The following is a 19,686-nucleotide window of genomic DNA, read 5'->3' on the forward strand; positions in this document are numbered from 1 at the left end:
ACCTGCACGCTGTGGATACGGCCCCGGATCAGATGTCCAGGAAGCGAACATCCTTGGCGTTGCGCTGGATGAACGAACGCCGCGCCTCGACGTCCTCACCCATCAGCACGCTGAACAACTCGTCCGCGACGGCGGCGTCATCAAGCGTCACCTGGCGCAGCGTCCGGGTGTCCGGGTTCATCGTGGTGTCCCAGAGCTCCTGGAAGTTCATCTCGCCGAGACCCTTGAACCGCTGGATGTCGTCCGGCTTCGCGTTCGGCTTCTTCTGCTGACGCAGCGCGATCAGGCCGTCCCGCTCCCGGTCGGAGTACGCGTACTGGGCGTCGTCGCCACGCTTGTTCCACTTGAGCTTGTAGAGCGGCGGCGAGGCCAGGTAGACGTGGCCGTGCTCGACCAGCGGCCGCACGAAGCGGAACAGCAGGGTGAGCAGCAACGTCTGAATGTGCTGGCCGTCGACGTCGGCGTCGGCCATCAGGATGATCTTGTGGTACCGCAACTTCGAGAGGTCGAACTCGTCGTGGATGCCGGTGCCCATCGCCGTGATCAGCGCCTGGACCTCGTTGTTTTTCAGCACCCGGTCGATCCGGGCCTTCTCCACGTTGAGGATCTTGCCGCGGATCGGGAGGATCGCCTGGATGCGGCTTTCCCGGCCGGACTTGGCCGAACCGCCGGCCGAGTCACCCTCGACGATGAACAGCTCGGTCTCGCGCGGGTCGGTGGACTGGCAGTCGGCCAGCTTGCCCGGCATCGAACCGGACTCCAGCAGCGACTTGCGCCGGGCCAGCTTGCGCGCCTGCTGCGCGGCGATCCGGGCGCGTGCGGCCTGGTCCGCCTTGGTGATGATCAGCTTGGCGTCCGCGGGATTGCGGTCGAACCAGTCGGCGAGCTGCTCGTTGCAGACCTTCTGCACGAAGCTCTTCATGTCGGTGTTGCCGAGCTTCGTCTTGGTCTGGCCCTCGAACTGCGGGTTCGCCAAGGTCACCGAGATGATCGCGGCGAGACCCTCACGGATGTCCTCGCCGGAGAGCTTCTGGTCGGCCTTGAGGAATTTCTTCTCCACGCCGTACTTGTTGACGATGGTCGTCAGTGCGGCGCGGAAACCCTCCTCGTGGGTGCCGCCCTCGTGGGTGTTGATGCGGTTCGCGAAGGTGTAGACCGACTCGCCGTACGACTCGTTCCACTGCATCGCGATCTCGACGGCCATGCCCTCCTCGGGGGCGTCGGCGTCGAACTGGATCACGGTCTTGTGGATGGCGCTCTTCGTCGCGTTGAGGTGCCGCACGAAGTCGGCGATGCCGTCCGCGTACATGAAGGTGACCGAGCGGGCCTCACCGTTCTCGTCGACCGAGGTGGGCCGCAGGTCGGTGAAGCTGATGGTCAGTCCCTTGTTGAGGAACGCCATCTCCTGAAGCCGGCGGTAGATCGTCTGGAAGTCGAAGTCGACGGTCTCGAAGATGTTCGGGTCCGGCCAGAACTGGACGGTTGAGCCGGTCTTGTCGGTCGGCTCGCCCTTGATCAGCTCGCTCGGCTTCGAGTAGTCGTATTTCTGCCGCCACACGTTGCCGGACTTGTGGATCTCGACGGCCATCTTGGTGGAGAGCGCGTTGACGACCGAGACGCCGACGCCGTGCAGACCGCCGGAGACCTTGTAGGCCTGGTTGTCGAACTTGCCACCCGCGTGCAGCACGGTCAGCGCGACCTCGACACCCGGCTTTTTCAGCTGCGGGTGCAGGTCGACCGGGAAACCACGGCCGTTGTCGGTGACCGAAACCCCGCCGTCGTCGAAGATGACCACGTCGATGGTGTCGCAGTATCCGGCCAGCGCCTCGTCGACGGCGTTGTCCACAACCTCCCAGACGAGGTGGTGCAGACCGCGCTCACCGGTCGAGCCGATGTACATGCCGGGACGCTTGCGGACTGCCTCGAGGCCCTCGAGCACGGTGATCGAATCAGCACCGTACTCCTGCTTGTTCTCTGACACCCTCGGCCACTTTCTCGCTGCGGAACGTCTGCCCCGCAGCGGGGTTGGCGGGCACGACGGCAGCGGCCGCGCGCACACGTCTCACCAGGGAAAACACCCGCGGGGGGGAAGCGGACCACCGGTAAAACCATGCGCGCCGGTCGCCGCGGACGGCCCGCGGATCGTGATCGGCTGAGAAAACCGCGTAGCGTAACGACGAGGGTTGCCCTCCACCGCCAAGCACAGTTTTCCCGGTCACTGTCGATTCTACTCCGCCGACGCGAGTTGGCGAGGGTCCGGCACCCCTTCCGGGTGCCTGAGAGTCCCGTAGCGGGATTTGGGTCGCTACCCACGTGTTCCCCTACACGGACTTGCCGCCCACCGCAACGACAAGTGCTGCGGGTGCCAGAAGTGCCGGGCGCGCCTGCCGTGCCTAACCGGCACACACTGCGACACTGCTCGACAGCGGCAGGGGCTGGTGTCGTAACCTCGCCCGCGCGGGCCGGTGTCACCGGAGGCGCCGCATGACAGTCCGAGGAGGGGTGGCCCCGATGGCTCATGACAAGGGCCTGGACAACGTCGCCGTGCACTGGCCGCGGACAAATCAGTACTACGACCCGGTCGCGCCCGCCGAGTTCGTCGACTTCGGAACGATCGCCGACCGACCCGAGATCGCCGCGCCTACCGGCGCGCTCGCGCTACACATCGCCAAGACAGGGACGGTACGCGCGACCGCGTACACCGAGCTTGTCGATCTTCTGCTGGGTCTGGAGGGCGTCCTGTACGCCACCGACGCGGCCGCCGAGGACGAGGATCCGGTGATCGATCCGGACGGCTGCGCCTGGATCGCCGGCGGTCTGGAACGTTTCGTCGAGGGCCACGACAAGTTCGGCGACCTGGTCACCTTCGACACCGTCGCCGAGGTCATGCGCACTGCGATCGCCGGCGGACGGCTGGCTGACCAGCAGCTTCGCTGGCTCGAACACCGGCTCACCGCGCTGCGCGACGACGCCGGCAACGCCCCGCACTGGAGTTTCGCCCGCACCGAGCTGGTGATCCTGGCCGGTTTCTACCGCCGCTGCGCCGAGCGCGGCTTCGCCATCTTCGCCGACTACTGAGTCGTTCAGCCGGTTTTCCACAGGCTCAGACCGAGCCTGTGGGCAGCGGGTCAGCGGGACTTCGGCTGGCGGATCAGCAGGGCCAGGCCGACGGTGACGAAGAGGGCGACCAGGCCGGAACCCGTCCAGAAGATCGCCACGCGGTCGTCGGCGACCCTGCCGATCGCCGCGCGGGTGCCGGGGCTGGGAATGGGGCTGGCCGTCAGCAATTCGTTGCCGCTGCACAGCGAGGTGGTGCCGGCGACGGAGAGAACGCGGTACCGCCCGCCTTCGGCGAACCGATATCCACAGGACGCCTCGTTGTCCGATGTGGTCAGCGTCACCTCGTTGCCGGCCACGCCCTTGGCGACGGCCTCGACGGCGAACCGGACCTGCTGCTGACCGCTGTCGCGTTCGACAGTCCGGACAACGCCGTCGAACGCCAGCTCGGCGTCCTCGATCCCGATGCCGTCCTTGCAGGAGCAGGCCCAGGCCGGTCCGGCCACGAACGGTATCGGACCGATCACGAGAAGCAGCAAAACCACCAACCGTCGCACGATCATGCAACTCAGACGCTCGAACCCGGCGTCTGGTTGCACCAATCCCATCGATGTTGGCGAGTTGCGACCACATTTCGGCCCAAACTCGCCAAGATCGCCAGGGGTGGCGGTAGTCGAGCTGAGCGGGTGCTGCGGCCTGTGGTCAGCCGTAGGTGTCCCGGGGGCCTCGGCCCTGCACTCGGCGAGGGCCTCGGCTCCAGGACGGTGCTGCCGGGCCGTGGATGTTCAGCTTGGTGACCACGTTGTGGCCCACCTCGCCGGCGATCTTGCGCAGCAGGGTGGCGGCGAGCATCCGGAGCTGGGTGGCCCAGGCTGTGGATTCGGCTTCGACGGTCAGGACGCCGCCTTCGAGTTTCACCGGCCGGCTGTGCGCCGCGATGTCCGGGCCGACCACCTTCGACCACGAGCCGAAGACGGTCGCCTCGGCTTTCGGTTTCTCCCAGCCGCGGGACTTCATCAGCCGCTGCAGCATGTCGCCGAAGAGCTGCGGGTCGCGCGGGTCCGGGCCCGGCCCGGAGTAACCGCGTAGGCGTCGCCCGCTGCCTCCGCCGGTTTTGCGGCGCTTGGGCTGCTTCGCGTACTCCCGCCGGCGAGCCAGGGCCGCGTCCAGAACGGCTCGCGCCAGCTCCGGGCCGGCCAGATCCGGGCTCGGCAGAGCGGGTTCCTCAGCCTTAACCTCATCGGAGACAGGCTTCTGAACTGCGGATTCACTGGACTTTTCAGAACCCACAGGTTTGTCCACAGGGCGGCTGGCGGTGGGTCTCCGGGGCGGCTCCGCTGCGTTGTCCACAGGCTGTGCATTGGGCGTACCCTCGCGGGTTTGTCCGCGGGCGGGGGCGGGTCGCTTGGACCTCCACTCCGGGGTTGTCGCCCAGGGATCATCGCCGGCGGGACGCCGCGCGCCCTCAGAGGGCGCTCCACGCTCCGCCGGACGCGCACCCGAACCCGACCCACCCCAAAGATCACCCAGGGCCTCCCCGAAGAGCTGAGGGGGCTCGTAAGGGACGTCGGGCTCTTCGTTGGGCCACTCTTCGTCGGGCCAGGGTGTCCGATCGTGGTCAGTCGGCACGGATCACCGACCCGGTGGTGACGTCGTAGCGGACGCCGCGCAGCGAGGGCGGGACGTCTTCCGGGACCGCGCAGGTGACCAGCAATTGGGCGGCGTCGGAAACCAGGGCGGCGAGGCGTTCGCGGCGACCCGAGTCGAGTTCGGCGAAGACGTCGTCGAGGACCAGCACGGGTTCGATGCCGTCCGATCTCAACAGGTCGTAGGCGGCGAGCCGGAGCGCCAGCGCGAACGACCAGGACTCGCCGTGGCTCGCGTAGCCCTTGGCCGGCAGATCGCCGAGGCTGAGGGTGAGATCGTCGCGATGCGGGCCCACCAGGGTCGTTCCCCGCTCGGTCTCCGCGGTGCGGCGTTCCTCAAGAGAGGCGAGCAGGGCCTCCCGCAACGCGGTCCGGTCGGCGGTGAGCGATTCACCGAGCCGGGATGCGTACGCGATCGCGGCCGAAGTCCGCCCGGCAGCCACCGCGTCGTATGCCTTGGTCAGGTGCGGGCCGAGGGCTGCCGCGAGCTCCAGCCGGCCGGCCAGCAGCTCGGCGCCGTGCTGGGCCAGATGCTGGTCCCAGACGGCGAGCGTCGACAGGTCTTGGCCGCGGGAGCCGCCGACCTTGCGAGTCAGATACGCCGTCCGGAGCAGGGCGTTTCGCTGCTTCACCACCCGGTCGTAATCGGCGCGGACGCCGGCGTACCGAGGCTGGCGGGCGACGAGCAGGTCGTCGAGGTAACGACGGCGCTCGGACGGATCGCCACGGACCAGCTCGAGGTCCTCCGGGGCGAAGAGCACCATGCGCAGGGCGCCGAGCACCTCGCGAGGGCGGCGCACCGGCGAACGGTTGAGGCGGGCCCGGTTGGCCTTGCCCGGAACGATCTCCAGCTCGACCAGCAGTTCACGTCCATCGTGGACAATCGCGCACCGGATCACGGCGGAGGTCGCCCCGGCCCTGACCAGAGGCGCGTCGGTGGCCACCCGGTGACTGTCCAGAGTGGCCACGTAACCGAGCGCCTCGATCAGGTTCGTCTTGCCCATGCCGTTCTGGCCGACGAGCACGGACACGCCGGGGTCGAGATCCACGGCCACTCGCTCATAGGAGCGGAAGTCGGTGAGCTCGACCCGGCGTACGTGCATGAATCAGCGCTTGACCGCGTGCCCACCGAACTGCTGACGCAGTGCGGCAACGGCCTTCATCGCGGGCGAGTCGGCTTGACGCGACTCGAAACGCGTGAAGATCGAGGCGGCCAGGACATGGGCCGGCACGGCGAGGCGGACAGCCTCGTCGACGGTCCAGCGGCCTTCGCCGGTGTCCTCGACGTACCCCTTGAGGTTGGCGAGCGTCGGGTCGTCGTCCAGCGCGCGGTCGAGCAGGTCGAGCAGCCACGACTTCACGACGCTGCCCTCACGCCAGCTCTTGATGACCGCGGGCACGTTGTGGACGAGCTCGGACGCCAGGAGGATCTCGTAACCCTCGCCGTAGGCCTGCATCATCCCGTACTCGATGCCGTTGTGGATCATCTTGGCGTAGTGGCCGGCGCCGTGCGTGCCGGCGTGCGCGAAGCCGAACTCACCAGCGGGCTTGAGCGCGTCGAAGATCGGCTGACAGTGCGCGACCTGCTCGGCCTCGCCGCCGACCATCAGGGCGTACCCATTGGTGATGCCCCAGACGCCGCCGGAGACGCCGACGTCCAGGTAGTGAATGCCCTTGGCCTTCAGACGTTCCGCACGCGGTCCGTCGTCGGTGAACTTCGAGTTTCCGCCGTCGATCACGATGTCGCCCGGGGAGAGCAGTCCCGCGAGCTCGTTGATGGTGTCTTCGGTGATCTTGCCGGCCGGCACCATGGTCCAGACCACGCGCGGCGTGGCCAGCTTCTCGACCAGTTCGGCAAGATTGGCGGCGTCGCTCTTGTCCGGACTGTGGTCGAATCCGACGACTTCGTGCCCCGATGCACGCAGTCGGTCCCGCATGTTGCCACCCATGCGGCCGAGACCGATCAGGCCGAGTTGCATGGTCTTCCCCCTAGAAGTGCGAATGATCCTCGCTCAGTATCAGCGCGTTACCCGGATCGGCATGATCAGATAGCGGTATCCCGGGATGATTTCGCCGCTTTCGCCAGCGGGGGAGATCACAGCAGGCTTGAACGCGTCGACGAAAGAGAGCACCGCGGTCGGTGCGCCGAGGTTCTGCAGACCGTCGATCAGGTACTGCGGGTTGAAGCCGATCGTCAGCGGCTCACCGGTGAAGGTGGCCTCCATCGCCTCGCTCGCCCGAGCCTCTTCCGTCCCGCCGGCCTCGACGACCAGACCGTCCTCGCTGAAGCTCAGCAGCACCGGGGTGGTGCGCTCGGCGACCAGCGCGACACGGCGGACCACCTCGACCAGTGCGGCGACACCGACGCGGGCGTCGGAGTTGTGCGAGCTGGGGAAGAGCGAGCGGACGGGCGGGTAGTTCGCCCCGTCGAGCAGGCGGCTCGTGGTGCGGCGGGCGCCACCGGCGAAACCGATCATGCCTTCGCCGGCGCTGCCCTGCGCCAGGGCCAGGGTGACTCCGCCGCCGATCGGGCCGAGCGCCTTGGCGGTGTCGTTCAGGGTTTTCGCCGGGACCAGCGCGTTGATGCTGATGTCCGGGTCGTCCGGGCTCCACTCGATCTCACGCATCGCCAGCCGGTAGCGGTCGGTGGCCAGCATCGCCATCGACGTGCCGTTCAGCTCGATGCGGACGCCGGTCATCATCGGCAGCGTCTCGTCCCGGCCGGCCGCGATGGCCACCTGGGAGACCGCTGAGGCGAACGTAGCGGCGTCGACGGTGCCGGTGCTGGAAGGCATCTCCGGAAGAGCCGGATAGTCCTCCACCGGCATCGTGGGGAGGGTGAAACGTGCGCTGCCACAGACGAGCTCGAGGTGCGCACCGACAGCCGCGATGTCGACCGGCTTGCCGGGGAGTGCCTTGGTGATCTCGGCGAGCAGGCGGCCGGAGACCAGAGCGGCGCCGTCAGCGTCCGCCTGAACCTCGACACTCACCTGGCTCGAGACCTCGTAGTCGAACCCTGAGACCTGCAGCCGCCCGTCAGTGACCCGCAGCAGGACGCCGGCGAGCACCGGAACCGACGGCCGGCTCGGCAGGCTCTTGGCTGTCCAGGCCACGGCGTCGGCAAGTGCGTCTCGCTCCACCCGGAACTTCATGCTGTCCTCCGCGATGCTTTCTCTTACGGGGGCTTCGACCCCACTGAAACTCTATGGCTCCGGTGCTCTGCGTGTGCGCCCGACCCCGGTGCTGAGAAGTCGAGCAGGACGGTCGGCGAGCTCTCGCGAACCCCTCCACACCTTCCACAACGCTGATGATTGGTTTTTGTTCTCTATTAAAGAGATAACTAGTCGTCTTCATCGGTGCTGTGGATTCTGTGGAGAACCCGAGTTTCACCTGGTCAGAGGGTTATCCACCGGTGATTCACAGGTGGATAACCAGGGTATAAACCCCCGCCTTCGTCCACAGTCGCTGACCGTACGGGCGTTTGTCCACCGCTGTCCCCAGGCTGTCCCCAGGTTGTCCACCGGTTTTATCCCCTGCCCTGTGCAAAACGTTGGGACGCTACCGGGTCGTCGTCCCCAGAACCTTCAACAGGAAATCCACAGGCGTCCACAGGCGGTGGACAAAGATGTGACCGTCCGTGTCTGTCCACATCGATTTCCACAGGGTTCATGCACATCTGTGGGTTGTGGTGTCAGCAGTTATCCACCGTCTGGGGACAGAGCCTGTGGAGACCTGTGGATTAGTGTGGAAAACGTTGGCACGAAACCGACCCGTTCCGACGTTGACAACATCCCGGTTCCGGCTCTCAATCTTGCTCTGCGAAAAGCTTCAATATGCGGGCTGAGCTGCGATGATCTGGGCATAACCTGTGGACAACGCGGTGCACAAGCGGTGGATAACCTGTGCCGTTTTGGTATAGGCGCTGGTTAAGGGCCTGTGGGTATGTGGGCAAGGTGGCGCGAGCAGCCTGTGTACAGCGGTGTCCGGCGGCTCGGGGGCGATGATCGCTGGCGGCCGTTGCTGATCAACCAGGACAGTGCGGTGCCGTGCGTTGCGCACACCCTGTGGACAAGTGCGGTTGTCGGCCGCTTGAGCTGGGGTTATGGGCTGTGCACAAGCGGCTCAGAGGCCCTGTGGGCGGTGTGGGTGCGATGTCTTTGGAAACGGGCGTGGCCCCTGCCTCGAACGGCAGGGGCCACGTTGTTGCGGTTGTTGAGCCCTTGGACTCGTACCCAAAAGATCTAGGTGTTTTGCTTGATGCGGTTCGTCAGCTCAGCGATCTGGTTGTAGAGCGACCGGCGTTCGGCCATGTGTTGCCGGATCTTGCGGTCGGCGTGCATGACTGTCGTGTGGTCGCGGCCTCCGAATGCCTGCCCGATGCGCGGGAGGGAGAGGTCGGTCAGCTCGCGGCAGAGGTACATGGCGACCTGGCGGGCGTTGACCAGTACCCGGCTGCGGGAGTGCCCGCGCAGGTCTTCGAGGGAGACGCCGAAGTAATCCGCGGTGGAGACCATGATCTGGTCGGCGGTGATCTCCGGGCCGGCGCCGTCGGGCATGAAGTCGCGGAGGACCTCTTCGGCGAGGGAGAGCTGGACCGGCGAGCGCGTGAGGCTGGCGAACGCTGTCACCCGGATGAGGGCGCCTTCGAGCTCACGGATCGAGTTGGAGACGCGCGAGGCGATGAACTCGAGGACGTCGTCGGGGGCGTACATCCGTTCCTGGGCGGCCTTCTTCTGGAGGATCGCGATACGCGTCTCCAGGTCCGGCGGCTGGATGTCGGCGAGCAGGCCCCACTCGAAGCGCGTGCGCATGCGGTCTTCCAGAGTGGCCAGCTGGCGCGGTGAGCGGTCCGAGCTGATCACGATCTGCTTGTTCGCGTTGTGCAGCGTGTTGAAGGTGTGGAAGAACTCCTCCTGGGTCCGCTCGCGGTTCTCCAGGAACTGGATGTCATCGATCAGCAGGATGTCGACGTCGCGATATCGCCGCTGGAACGCCTGCGTCTTGTCGTCCCGCAGGCTGTTGATGAAATCGTTGGTGAACTCCTCGGTCGACACGTAGCGGACCGAGCGCGCGTGCCCCAGGGTGGTGGCGTAATGGCCGATCGCGTGCAGGAGATGCGTCTTGCCCAGCCCGGAGCTGCCGTAGATGAACAGCGGGTTGTACGCCTTCGCCGGCGATTCGGCGACAGCGACGGCGGCCGCGTGCGCGAAGCGGTTGGACGAGCCGATGACGAACGTCTCGAACATGTACTTCGGATTGAGCCGGTTGCCGTCGTTGCCACCGGGGCGCGGCGAGGAGCCGGGACCACGCAGGTCGACCTGTGGACGGCCGGGGCCGTTGTCGCCGCGCGTCGGCATCGGTTCGTCGCGGCGCGGGTCGTGACGCCGCTGGTTGTCGCGCAGGTGGGACTGGTCGGCGGCGGTCCGGTGCGCGACGGTGTCGTTCGGCGATTCCGGATCCGGGGCCTTGTCCATCTGGCGGGCCTGCGGACGGTTCAGAGAATGCGGCGGCTGCTGCGACTGCGGCATCGGGTCGGCGAAGAGCGCCTCCTGGCCGTCACGCGCGATGGGCACGTTGCGGGAGTGCTGCGCGGAGCCGGTCGGGTACTGCTCTTGCTGGTACTGCTCCTGTTGGTACTGGTCTTTCTGGTACGGGTCCTTCTGGTACGAGTCCTTTTGGTACGCCGGCTCCTGAGGGCGCTGGGTGCCGGGGTAACCGGGCAGCTCCTGCTGGTACGGATTGGGCTCGTTGTACCGCGGCGGGTCGGCGTAGTGCCGGGGCTGCGGCTCCACCTGGGGCTGGGCAGCCTCCATCGGAGTGCCGTACACCCGGCCGGGCATGCCTGAGCCGTCCTCGGGAGGACGAACGGTGACCGCGACCTGTATCGGCCTGTTCAGCCGGCGGGTGAGTGCCTCGGTGATTGCCGGGCGCATCCGGGACTCGATGACGTCACGAGTGAAGGCGTCCGGAACCGACAACAGAGCGGTGTCCTCGACGATTGCCCGTAGACGTACTAATTGAAGGTAGGCGCGCTGCTGCGGTGAGGCGATCTCGTCGGACAACTCACCCAGAGTCGCCTTCCACACCTCACCAAGGTCGACCTGATCGGCCACCGCCGCGCCACCCCCATCGCCACCGACCCCCGGTGGACCTTGTGTCCGGCCTTCCGCCTGTCCAACCCGTGTCCAGCTAACGTGCTGAACACGCACGGCGCCACCGGCTATCCACAGGTTATCCACAACCCGTGGCGTTGCTGATGGCCGCTCCCGGCCGGATTGGTCGGCAGAGTTACCGGAGCCTGTAGTGGCGCGGGCTGAAATCAGGCTCACCGTGGCGAACGATCCACCTGCTTGTCCGGTTTTGGCCGCCGCTTCACGGTCTGCGAACGGCCCGGTGAGACCAGCAACCGCGCACGCTAACAGCGGTGACAGGTGGACTACAACCGCAGACCGGACCGTGCGGGGCCCGATTGCAGGAAAAGATTCACTTTGTGCGCGGAAAGACCTGGTGGCTGTCGTTCAGACCCGCCTGTCGGCGTGCCGACCAAGGATATGGTTGACCGTGAGATGGCCTCTCCGTAGGGTTGGGCGGTTGCTCCGCCGCGTTCTGCTAAAGTGGCGTCTTGCAGCCCGATGCCCCCTGGACGTAGTACGAAGACGGAGTTCTGACGTGAGCAAGCGCACCTACCAGCCGAACAACCGCCGGCGTGCCAAGACCCACGGCTTCCGGCTGCGCATGCGCACCCGTGCAGGCCGCGCGATCCTGTCGTCCCGCCGGACCAAGGGCCGCGACAAGCTGTCGGCCTGATCCGACCGCTTGGCGCAGGCCTGAATGACCGGATAATCGTGCTAGCCGCGGCACAGAGACTGCGACGTAGCACTGACTTCGCCGCAACGATTCGCGGTGGCCGCCGTGCTGGTCGCGGGACTCTGGTCGTTCATCTGCTTATCGAGGAGCCGGCGTTCGCCTCTACGGCGCGCGCCGGCTTCGTCGTTTCCAAAGCGGTGGGCAACGCGGTGATCCGCAACAAGGTTCGCCGACGGCTACGTGAGCTGGTCCGGTCGCATCTTGCTGAGCTTCCCGAGGGTGCTTTCCTGGTGGTTCGCGCTTTGCCGCCTTCCGCCGAGGCGGCGTACGCCACCCTCGCCTCGGATCTGGAGGGGGCGATCGCGGCGGCTCGCAGACCCCGGCGGCCTCGATGAGCGTCGTTGCCCGGCTCCTGACCGCAGCGGTCGTCGCGTACCGTCGATACTTGAGTCCGGTGCTGCCGGCACGCTGTCGGTTCTATCCCTCATGCAGCGCGTACGCCCAGGAGGCTCTGGCGCGGCACGGTGCGTTGCGAGGGACGGGCCTGGCGATCTGGCGGCTCCTGCGCTGCCACCCTTTCCACCCTGGCGGGTACGACCCGGTGCCTGAGCGGATCCGTCACCGTCCTGCCGATGTGACTGGAGCTTAGATTGAGTCTCGACTGGATCTACAACGCCATCTCGTGGATCCTCCTACGGTGGCATGCCCTGTGGGACGCCATCGGCATCCCCGACGGCCGCGTGCTCGGCACCAACTGGGCCTGGATCCTGGCGATCATTTTCCTGGTCGTGACCCTGCGGATCATCCTGTTCCCCGTCTTCGTGAAGCAGATCAAGAGCCAGCGCGCGATTCAGGCGCTGCAGCCGAAGGTCAAGGCTCTCCAGGAGAAGCACAAGGGTGACCGGGAGACGCTCCAGAAAGAAATGATGGAGCTGTACCGGACCGAGAAGGCCAACCCGCTGATGGGTTGCCTTCCGATGTTCCTGCAGATCCCGGTCTTCTTCGGCCTCTTCCACGTGCTCCAGCACCTCGACCCGAGCATCTCCGAGAAGTACAAGCTTCTGTACGGATGGTCGCTCGAGCAGTTCGACAGTGCCGCCAACGCGCACCTCTTCAACGCCCCGATCAGCGCGAAGTTCGGCTCGTCCGCCGCCGAGCTCGCGGCCGTGGGCGCCGATGCCATGACCGTGAAGGTCCTGGCCGGCGTCCTGGTTCTGATCATGATGGCGACGACCTTCCTGACCAGCCGTCAGATGATCCTGAAGACCGGCTGGGCCGAGGACCCGCAGCAGAAGATGATTCAGCGGCTGATGCTCTACGGCATCCCGTTCTCGCTGCTGATCTCCGGCTCGCTGTTCCCGATCGGTGTCGTCATCTACTGGGTCACGAACAACCTGTTCACCCTTGCCCAGCAGCAGTGGGTGCTCCGGAAGTTCCCGCCGATCCAGATGAACAAGGGTGCTGCGACCACGTCGTCGGCCCGTCCGGCATCCTCGGGTTCGCGTACCGGTGCCGCCAACCCGGTGCAGCCCGCGCGTACTGGTGGGCTCTTCGGTCGTAAGTCCGCGCCCGAGCCGGTTTCTCCGGTCGCCGAGACCAAGGCCCTGGCCCCGAAGCCCGGCGCCAAACCGGTGAATCCGAAGAAGGGCACCCGGCCGGCGAACAAACCCAAGGGATGATCGCTGGTCCAGGCCCTGATCAGGGCCTGGACCGCTCCCCTTACCGCCACAGACCTCCCCGCTCTGCGGGAAACATCGGAAACAACGGAGATGAGACCGTGACCGACACCAGCACTCCCCCTTCCGCCGAGCCGGCTGAGGCCGTCGTGGCCACTGCCGACGAGAAATCCGAGGCCCCGGCCGAGGCGAAGAAGTCGGAGAGCGTCGCCTCGGACAGCGACCTGTTCCGCCAGAGTGAGATCGCTGCGGACTACGTCGAGGGGCTGCTGGACATCCTCGACTACGACGGTGACATCGACGAGCTGGTCTCGGCCGGCCGGCCGATGGTCGAGGTCGTCGGTGACCGGCTTCAGCCGCTCGTCGGCCAGCGCGGCGCCACGCTCGAAGCGATGCAGGAGCTCACCCGGCTGGCGATCTTCCGGGCCACCGGTTCTCCCAGCCGGCTTCTGCTGGACATCGGCGGATACCGCGCCGCCCGCCGCAAGGAACTTGCCGCGGTCGGCCGCAACGCGGTGGAGAAGGTCAAGGAGCACGGCGACCCGGTACGCCTCGAGCCGATGTCGGCGTTCGAGCGCAAGTGCGTGCACGACGTGGTCAACGCGATCCCGGGTGTGCAGAGCGAGTCCGAGGGTGTCGAGCCCAGCCGCCGCATCGTGGTGCGTGTGGCGGACTGATCGTGACGAACCCACGCTTCGGCGCGGGTGACCTCGGCCCGGGCAGTGATTCGCCCGGGCCGTCGTCTTTCCCGCGTTCTTCTGGTCCTTCTTCTTCTGGTCTTTCTTCTTCGGGGGAAGGTGCCTTGCCCCCGGGATTTCCGCTTCCGCCTGATGAGTTGCGGGGGGTTGCGGAGGAGATCTTCGGGGACCGGCTTCCGGTGGCTGTTCGTTATGCGGAGCTGCTCGGCACTGACGGGGTGATCCGGGGGCTGATCGGTCCGCGGGAGACGCCGCGTCTCTGGGAACGTCACCTGATCAACTGTGGCGTTATGGCGGAAATAATCCCTTTCGGCGCTTCGGTCGTTGACATCGGCTCTGGTGCTGGTTTGCCCGGTATCGTGCTCGCAGTGGCCCGACCTGATCTTGCGATCACGCTGGTCGAACCGCTGGCCCGGCGTACCGCGTTCCTCGACGAGGCGGTCGATGAACTCGGCCTCGACAACGTCATGGTCATCCGTGGCCGCGCCGAAGAGGTCGCCGGCCACCTCGAAGCGGACATCGTCACGGCCCGGGCTGTCGCCGCCCTCGACAAGCTGGCCGGCTGGTGCCTGCCGCTCGCGAAGGTCGGTGGCCGGCTGCTGGCGCTCAAGGGTGCTTCGGCGGCCGACGAGGTCGCTGAACACGGGCAGGCGCTGTCCGACCTGGGCGGCGGTGAAGTGGCCGTCCGGCTCTGCGGGGTGGGACTGATCGAACCGCCCGCGACGGTGGTGGACGTGGTGAAAGAGCGCCAGCCGTCACCGGTTCGGGCGCGGAGTGAAAACTCTCGGGCCGCTGAGCGCGGTGGGGGGCGGAAGAAGACGCGGAGGAGATAGATGGCCAAGCGGGGTGCACGGAAGCGTGCTTTTCGTCCTTTCCGGAAGACGCACCCCGCGCCATCGGTTGATCCCGCTCTTTCGGGGGGGTCGGCTCCTGAGAGTTCGGTTCTTTCGGGGGCTTCGGTCGCGCCTTCGAGTGACCTTGTCGCCGTTGAGCGGGACGTCCTGACCGAAATTGAACTGTCGGCTGGTCCTCGTGTCGTGTGCGGGTTTCTGATCTGGCCTGCTGTGGACGAGGTTCTCCAAGAATCCGCCGGACCTTCGTCTGGGGCGGTGGTCGAATTGGTTCAGGGGGCCGTGGCAGCCGGGGGCTCGCGTGCGGGCGGTCTTCTGAGGGGCCTGAGTGCCACTGTGGCGCCCGAAGTCGTGTCGACCGGGCGGCGTGTAGGTGCCGACGTTTTCGGGGCGGACGGCGAGCCTGGGGCTGGCGTTAGTGCTGCGATGCGTTTGTGGCGGTCGGTTACGCGTACCAACAGAGATTTGAAGCCTGCGTTGCAGGAAGCCGGCGGCGATGGCGGGGGGTTTTTGCGGCTCGTGCCTGGGGCGATGGTCTTCCGGGAGGCATGGTCAAAAGATGCTTCGGCAGATGATGGTGCGACGTTGCGCTCGACTCATCAGACTTCGGACCATGGCAACACCTGCCCGACACCCGTAGGCTGGCTGAGCGTCGATAGTGTGGACCGGATTTCTGTTGCCGGGGCCCACGTTCTGCCGGCCAACCCGTTCCTAACCAACAGGGATATAGCGGTGCATGAGTACGGTGTTTCACGTGAAACCGAGTCGCCTCTCGACAGGCCGTCGGGAGTGAGCGTGGGCGGACTGCACGCTGGCGACCAAAACGTTCCGCAGCCCAGGGCGGGGGGATACGGCCCATCGGCGTCGTATGACTACGGCGTTCCACCCTCCGTCTCGGCTGCGCTTACCCCTGGCGCTCCACTTCCTGGTGTCCCCGTTCGGCCGGACGAGCATGTTTCACGTGAAACGCCGGGCGGGGATGAGGACGATCCGCCCCTTGCCATGGAAGCGTTGCGAGCTGTGCAGATCCTCAACCCGAGCGGCGAGATCATCATGCCGCGCCCAGACCACCCGAGGGTGATTTGCGTCGCCAACCAGAAGGGCGGCGTCGGGAAGACGACCACGACGGTGAACCTGGCAGTGGCGCTCGCCCTGCACGGCAACCGCGTCCTGGTGGTGGACCTTGACCCGCAGGGCAACGCCTCCACCGGTTTGAACGTGCCACACCACGCCGGTGTGCCTGACGTCTACGACTGTTTGATCGACAACGTGCCACTGGCCGAGGTCGCGCAGGCGGTCGAGGGCATCCCGAACCTGTTCTGTGTGCCGGCGACGATCGACCTTGCCGGTGCGGAGATCGAGCTCGTCTCGGTGGTGGCTCGTGAGTCCCGCCTTGCTCGCGCGATCGCGGGGCACCCGGAGAAGTTCGACTACGTCTTCATCGACTGCCCGCCCTCGCTCGGCCTGCTGACGGTCAACGCGTTGTGTGCCGCGCAGGAGGTGCTGATCCCGATCCAGTGCGAGTACTACGCGCTGGAGGGCCTCAACCAGCTGATCAACAACATCAACCTGGTCCGGCAGCACCTGAACCCGACGCTCGACGTCTCGACCATCCTTTTGACGATGTACGACCGCCGGACCCGGCTGGCTGACGCGGTGGAGCAGGACGTCCGCAACCACTTTGGGACGAAGGTTCTGAACGCAGTCATTCCCCGAAACGTGCGAGTCTCGGAGGCTCCGAGCTACGGACAGTCTGTGATGACCTACGATCCGGGATCACGGGGTGCGACCAGCTATTTCGAGGCCGCCCTTGAGATCGCAGTTCGTGGGGTCAACACAGGAGGCACGGCATGAAGAACCGTCCGCGGGGTGGCCTAGGCCGTGGCCTGGGTGCGTTGATCCCCACGGCTCCTGCTGCTGAACCGGCTGCTGCGCCTTCCTCGGTGGATGTGGCGGTACCTGAGTCAGTGGCGGTTTCGGTGCCGGCTGCGGCACCTTCCGGGGGCGCTTCTGGCGCTTCCGGCGTTTCCGGTTCTTCGGGTGGTTCCGGTTCTTCGGGGGCTTCTGCTGTTCCCGCTGTTTCTGCGCCGCCGGTTTCGAATGGTTCGGATGTGGAGCTGGCGCCGGTGCCTGGTGCCCGGTTTGCAGAGCTTCCGGTCACCTCGATCGAGCCCAACGCTAAGCAGCCGCGGCACGTTTTTGACGAGGAAGCGCTGGAGGAACTCAAGACCTCCATCCTGGAGGTCGGCTTCCTTCAGCCGATCGTGGTGCGTGACGTCGGCGATGGCCGATTCGAACTCGTCATGGGTGAGCGCCGGTGGCGGGCTGCTCAGGCTGTGGGTAAAGAGACGATCCCGGCGATCATCCGGAGTACGCCTGATGACGCGATGCTCCGTGACGCTCTGCTGGAGAACATCCACCGGGCGAACCTGAACCCGCTTGAAGAGGCGGCTGCGTATCAGCAGCTGCTCGAAGAGTTCGGGGCCACTCATGAGGAGTTGGCTCGGCGGATCGGGCGTAGTCGGCCGCAGATCTCCAACACCATAAGGCTTATGAATTTGCCGGCGCCGGTGCAGCGCCGGGTGGCTGCTGGGGTGTTGTCGGCTGGGCATGCTCGGGCGTTGCTCGGGTTGGACGACAGCGAGGCGCAGGAGAAGCTCGCGCTGCGGATCGTGGCTGAAGGGCTGTCGGTCCGGGCTACTGAGGAGCTTGTGCAGCTTGCTGTCGCGGACGGGCCGGTCAAGAAGACGGCGCCGGCTCGGCGGGCGAAGGTGCATGCGCCGGCGCTGAATGATTTGGCTGAGCGGTTGTCAGATCGGTTCGATACCCGGGTGAAGGTTGATATCGGCCGGAACAAGGGCAAGATCACGATCGAGTTCGCGACGGTGGATGACTTGGAACGGATAGTCGGCATGATCGGTGTCGAGGATGAGGGTGCTCGCGGGGAAGAGTCGGGCGAGTAGCTTTCGGGTTTGGGTTTTGGTTTGGGTTTTGGATTTGTTGGGCGCGCGCCGAGTTTGGAGCGCGCCTTGTTTTTTGGGGCGTTTCTGGGTTGGTCTTGGATGTGAGAAGGGCTTCAGGGGCTTCTGTCAGAACGATTCTCCTGGGGTTTTGTGGTGGGTGGGGCAGGCGGTTTGGGGCGTTTGGATTGTGGCTTTTGGGGGTTTCGTCGGCTTCTCCAAAAGCTGAGTGATCTTCGTGGTTGTGGTGGTTGTTTGCGACCTGGATTTGCGATCTCGGAGCTGCGGTCGGTGGGGCGTTGCTGTCGACGTGGTTGGTGTTGACCATGCCGCGTGCGTGCGCGGTCTGGGTTACTCATTGCCCTATGCCGCTGTGAGCGTCGACTGGTGGAAGGGTCTCGTCCTGGGCCCTCTGGTCGGGCGTGACGATCGAGTCTTCGACCGGTGGTGGTTCTTGTTGCGGCTGGGGTCGGGGTATCTATCGCGTTGCCTCACTTCTTCTTTCGGGTGGCATGCTTCTTGCTCCGCGTCCCTCCTCTACTTTCTTCGCGGCCTTGCCAGTTTGAGGCGTCGTCCCATCAGGCCGTGACGGGTCGAGGGTGCAGAGGTGGGGAATCGCGGAGGCGAGGGCTGTGACTGGCAAGCCCCTGCGGTGACAACACGTCGTCTGCAGCGCCTCTCGCCTAGCGTGGATGTGGGCTAGGTGTTCCTGGGCCTACGTGGCTTTGGCTCCGACTTCAATCCGGGACTAGCCGGCAAGCTGGCCGCCGCCCGGTGTGCCCTTGGGCCAGGACTAGGGCCAGGGGCTAGCGATTAGACACCCTCAGCCAGGCATGGGTCTAGGTCGGAATGATTCGCCCTCGTGGAATTCCGATTCGGGGTTCCTTGGGCGCCTGGCTTGCTTAGGCCGATGAACAGTTTCGGTGGCACGGGGTCGCGATGATGACCGGCCTGCCCTGGCGAGATTTGGGCGCGCGCTGGAAGGTCGGGGGCGGCGGCCAAGGTGCGGTGCGGATCTAGCCCAGTCGCATCAGCCGGCTGGGCTAACGGACGCTGAGCGGTGGTGACGTCCGAGTAGGCGTAGGTCCTACGCCAGGCGGGGCGGGTTCGGCTCTCCCATCAGTAGGCAGGCGGTTCTGCGCTTGGCCGGATGGAGGTCTGCGCGCATCGGGGGCGGTCTGATGCGGGGCCAACCTGTCCATGCAAGACGCGGGCGCATGTGATGCCGAGAGTGCAGCCCTCTTCTCGTTGGTGACGGCTGGCGCGTCCGACCTGTGAGCCGTGAGTGGGTCAGCCGTAGTGGAGTACGAGGCACTGTTATTGCGCTGCCCGCGATGCACTGCCTATCGAAGTGCAGATTCTCAGGCTTCCGATGGTGGACATCGCTAGTCACGGGAGGCGGCGATTGGACCCGCTGCCAGTGGTCGTCTCGGGTCTTCTTTTGGGGCTGATTCCGAACGGAGAGTTGGCGGGCTGCGCTCCTTGGAAGCGATGGAGTGGCGAGTCATCCTTGCCCTGGGTTTCTGATCGGTCCTTGTTGTCGCGCCTCGTTCTTCTGTGGCCGCGATGCGGAGCGTGGTTTCTCGCCGCTCGGTGTTGGAGCTGTCGGCGCTCGTCATGTTTCACGTGAAACGGGGACAGCGATTGTTGAGGAATCGGCCGCCCCCCGCTAGGTCCGGGTAGCAGGTGTCGGCGGTGTTCGTCTCGGTCTTGATTGAACAGCGGAAAACGGGCCGGTCTAGACGAGGCGGGTTTGCAGGCATCGCGTGACGGCCGCGCGTTGGGTGACGGGGCTGCGATGGGTAGCTTGGCGGTCGCCCGTTTGCTATCCACAGCCGGTTCGCTATCCGCAGGGCCGGTTTTGGTCCGGGCCCTGCCCTCGCTGCCTCGGCTGGAAAGTGGGTCCCAAGTCCGCGCCGGCATAGGCCGGAGCGCTTGGGGTCCGGACAACGGATGCGGGCGAGGAGGAGGCAATGGCGAGTGGCCGGCGG

At 66.0% G+C, this 19,686-nt stretch carries 16 protein-coding genes; 9 read left to right on the plus strand and 7 right to left on the minus strand.

What is annotated here, in order from left to right:
- Positions 1-28 precede the first annotated feature (28 nt).
- Positions 29-1,981, minus strand: a complete 1,953-nt coding sequence (gyrB, locus tag B0I29_RS22155) for a DNA topoisomerase (ATP-hydrolyzing) subunit B (RefSeq protein ID WP_111650954.1) — start codon at positions 1,979-1,981, stop codon at positions 29-31.
- Between the two features lie 530 nt (positions 1,982-2,511).
- On the opposite strand from gyrB, the gene B0I29_RS22160 reads away from it, so the two are divergent.
- Positions 2,512-3,078 (plus strand): hypothetical protein, encoded by a 567-nt coding sequence (locus B0I29_RS22160; protein WP_111650955.1) that lies wholly within the window; start codon positions 2,512-2,514, stop codon positions 3,076-3,078.
- 50 nt (positions 3,079-3,128) lie between these two features.
- Here the strand turns inward: B0I29_RS22160 and B0I29_RS22165 are convergent, their stop codons facing one another.
- The 6 genes from B0I29_RS22165 to dnaA form a co-directional block, all read right to left on the minus strand.
- Complete coding sequence (locus B0I29_RS22165) at positions 3,129-3,584, minus strand: hypothetical protein (RefSeq protein WP_146616858.1); 456 nt, start codon at positions 3,582-3,584, stop codon at positions 3,129-3,131.
- Between the two features lie 175 nt (positions 3,585-3,759).
- Positions 3,760-4,347 carry a DciA family protein gene (locus B0I29_RS22170; protein WP_111650957.1) on the minus strand — a complete coding sequence of 196 codons (588 nt, stop codon included), beginning with the start codon at positions 4,345-4,347 and terminating at the stop codon, positions 3,760-3,762.
- A gap of 328 nt (positions 4,348-4,675) precedes the next feature.
- Positions 4,676-5,806: a DNA replication/repair protein RecF gene (gene recF, locus B0I29_RS22175; RefSeq protein ID WP_111650958.1), complete on the minus strand. Its 1,131-nt coding sequence runs from the start codon at positions 5,804-5,806 to the stop codon at positions 4,676-4,678.
- A gap of 3 nt (positions 5,807-5,809) precedes the next feature.
- Positions 5,810-6,682, minus strand: a complete 873-nt coding sequence (gnd, locus tag B0I29_RS22180; RefSeq protein ID WP_111650959.1) for a phosphogluconate dehydrogenase (NAD(+)-dependent, decarboxylating) — start codon at positions 6,680-6,682, stop codon at positions 5,810-5,812.
- 39 nt (positions 6,683-6,721) lie between these two features.
- Entirely contained in the window at positions 6,722-7,855 is a 1,134-nt protein-coding gene (dnaN, locus tag B0I29_RS22185; protein ID WP_111650960.1) for a DNA polymerase III subunit beta, read from the minus strand.
- Positions 7,856-8,944: 1,089 nt separating this feature from the next.
- A complete protein-coding gene (gene dnaA / locus B0I29_RS22190; protein ID WP_111650961.1) occupies positions 8,945-10,816 on the minus strand; it encodes a chromosomal replication initiator protein DnaA in 1,872 nt (623 codons plus the stop codon).
- A 556-nt stretch (positions 10,817-11,372) separates the two neighbouring features.
- Between dnaA and rpmH the strand changes: the two genes are divergently transcribed.
- The 8 genes from rpmH to B0I29_RS22230 all read left to right on the plus strand — a co-directional run bounded on the left by rpmH (position 11,373) and on the right by B0I29_RS22230 (position 17,698).
- On the plus strand, positions 11,373-11,510 hold the full coding sequence (rpmH, locus tag B0I29_RS22195) for a 50S ribosomal protein L34 (protein ID WP_111650962.1): 138 nt from the start codon (positions 11,373-11,375) through the stop codon (positions 11,508-11,510).
- Positions 11,511-11,548: 38 nt separating this feature from the next.
- The gene (rnpA, locus tag B0I29_RS22200; RefSeq protein WP_111650963.1) at positions 11,549-11,905 is read left to right on the plus strand and encodes a ribonuclease P protein component; all 357 of its coding nucleotides are present in this window, start codon (positions 11,549-11,551) and stop codon (positions 11,903-11,905) included.
- The gene (gene yidD, locus B0I29_RS22205; RefSeq protein ID WP_111650964.1) at positions 11,902-12,159 is read left to right on the plus strand and encodes a membrane protein insertion efficiency factor YidD; all 258 of its coding nucleotides are present in this window, start codon (positions 11,902-11,904) and stop codon (positions 12,157-12,159) included. The genes rnpA and yidD overlap by 4 nt, the downstream gene beginning before the upstream one ends.
- A gap of 1 nt (position 12,160) precedes the next feature.
- Positions 12,161-13,189, plus strand: a complete 1,029-nt coding sequence (gene yidC / locus B0I29_RS22210) for a membrane protein insertase YidC (protein WP_111650965.1) — start codon at positions 12,161-12,163, stop codon at positions 13,187-13,189.
- Positions 13,190-13,287: 98 nt separating this feature from the next.
- Positions 13,288-13,863, plus strand: coding sequence for a Jag family protein (locus tag B0I29_RS22215; protein WP_245972673.1), 576 nt, complete (start codon positions 13,288-13,290; stop codon positions 13,861-13,863).
- 2 nt (positions 13,864-13,865) lie between these two features.
- The gene (rsmG, locus tag B0I29_RS22220) at positions 13,866-14,717 is read left to right on the plus strand and encodes a 16S rRNA (guanine(527)-N(7))-methyltransferase RsmG (protein WP_181557920.1); all 852 of its coding nucleotides are present in this window, start codon (positions 13,866-13,868) and stop codon (positions 14,715-14,717) included.
- An 807-nt stretch (positions 14,718-15,524) separates the two neighbouring features.
- Positions 15,525-16,589, plus strand: a complete 1,065-nt coding sequence (locus B0I29_RS47490) for a ParA family protein (RefSeq protein WP_375790626.1) — start codon at positions 15,525-15,527, stop codon at positions 16,587-16,589.
- Entirely contained in the window at positions 16,586-17,698 is a 1,113-nt protein-coding gene (locus B0I29_RS22230) for a ParB/RepB/Spo0J family partition protein (RefSeq protein ID WP_111650967.1), read from the plus strand. Before B0I29_RS47490 ends, B0I29_RS22230 begins: the two co-directional genes overlap by 4 nt.
- The last annotated feature ends 1,988 nt before the right edge of the window (positions 17,699-19,686 follow it).

The sequence above is a fragment of the Actinoplanes lutulentus genome (assembly GCF_003259845.1).
In the GTDB taxonomy this organism is placed as follows: Bacteria; Actinomycetota; Actinomycetes; order Mycobacteriales; family Micromonosporaceae; genus Actinoplanes; species Actinoplanes lutulentus.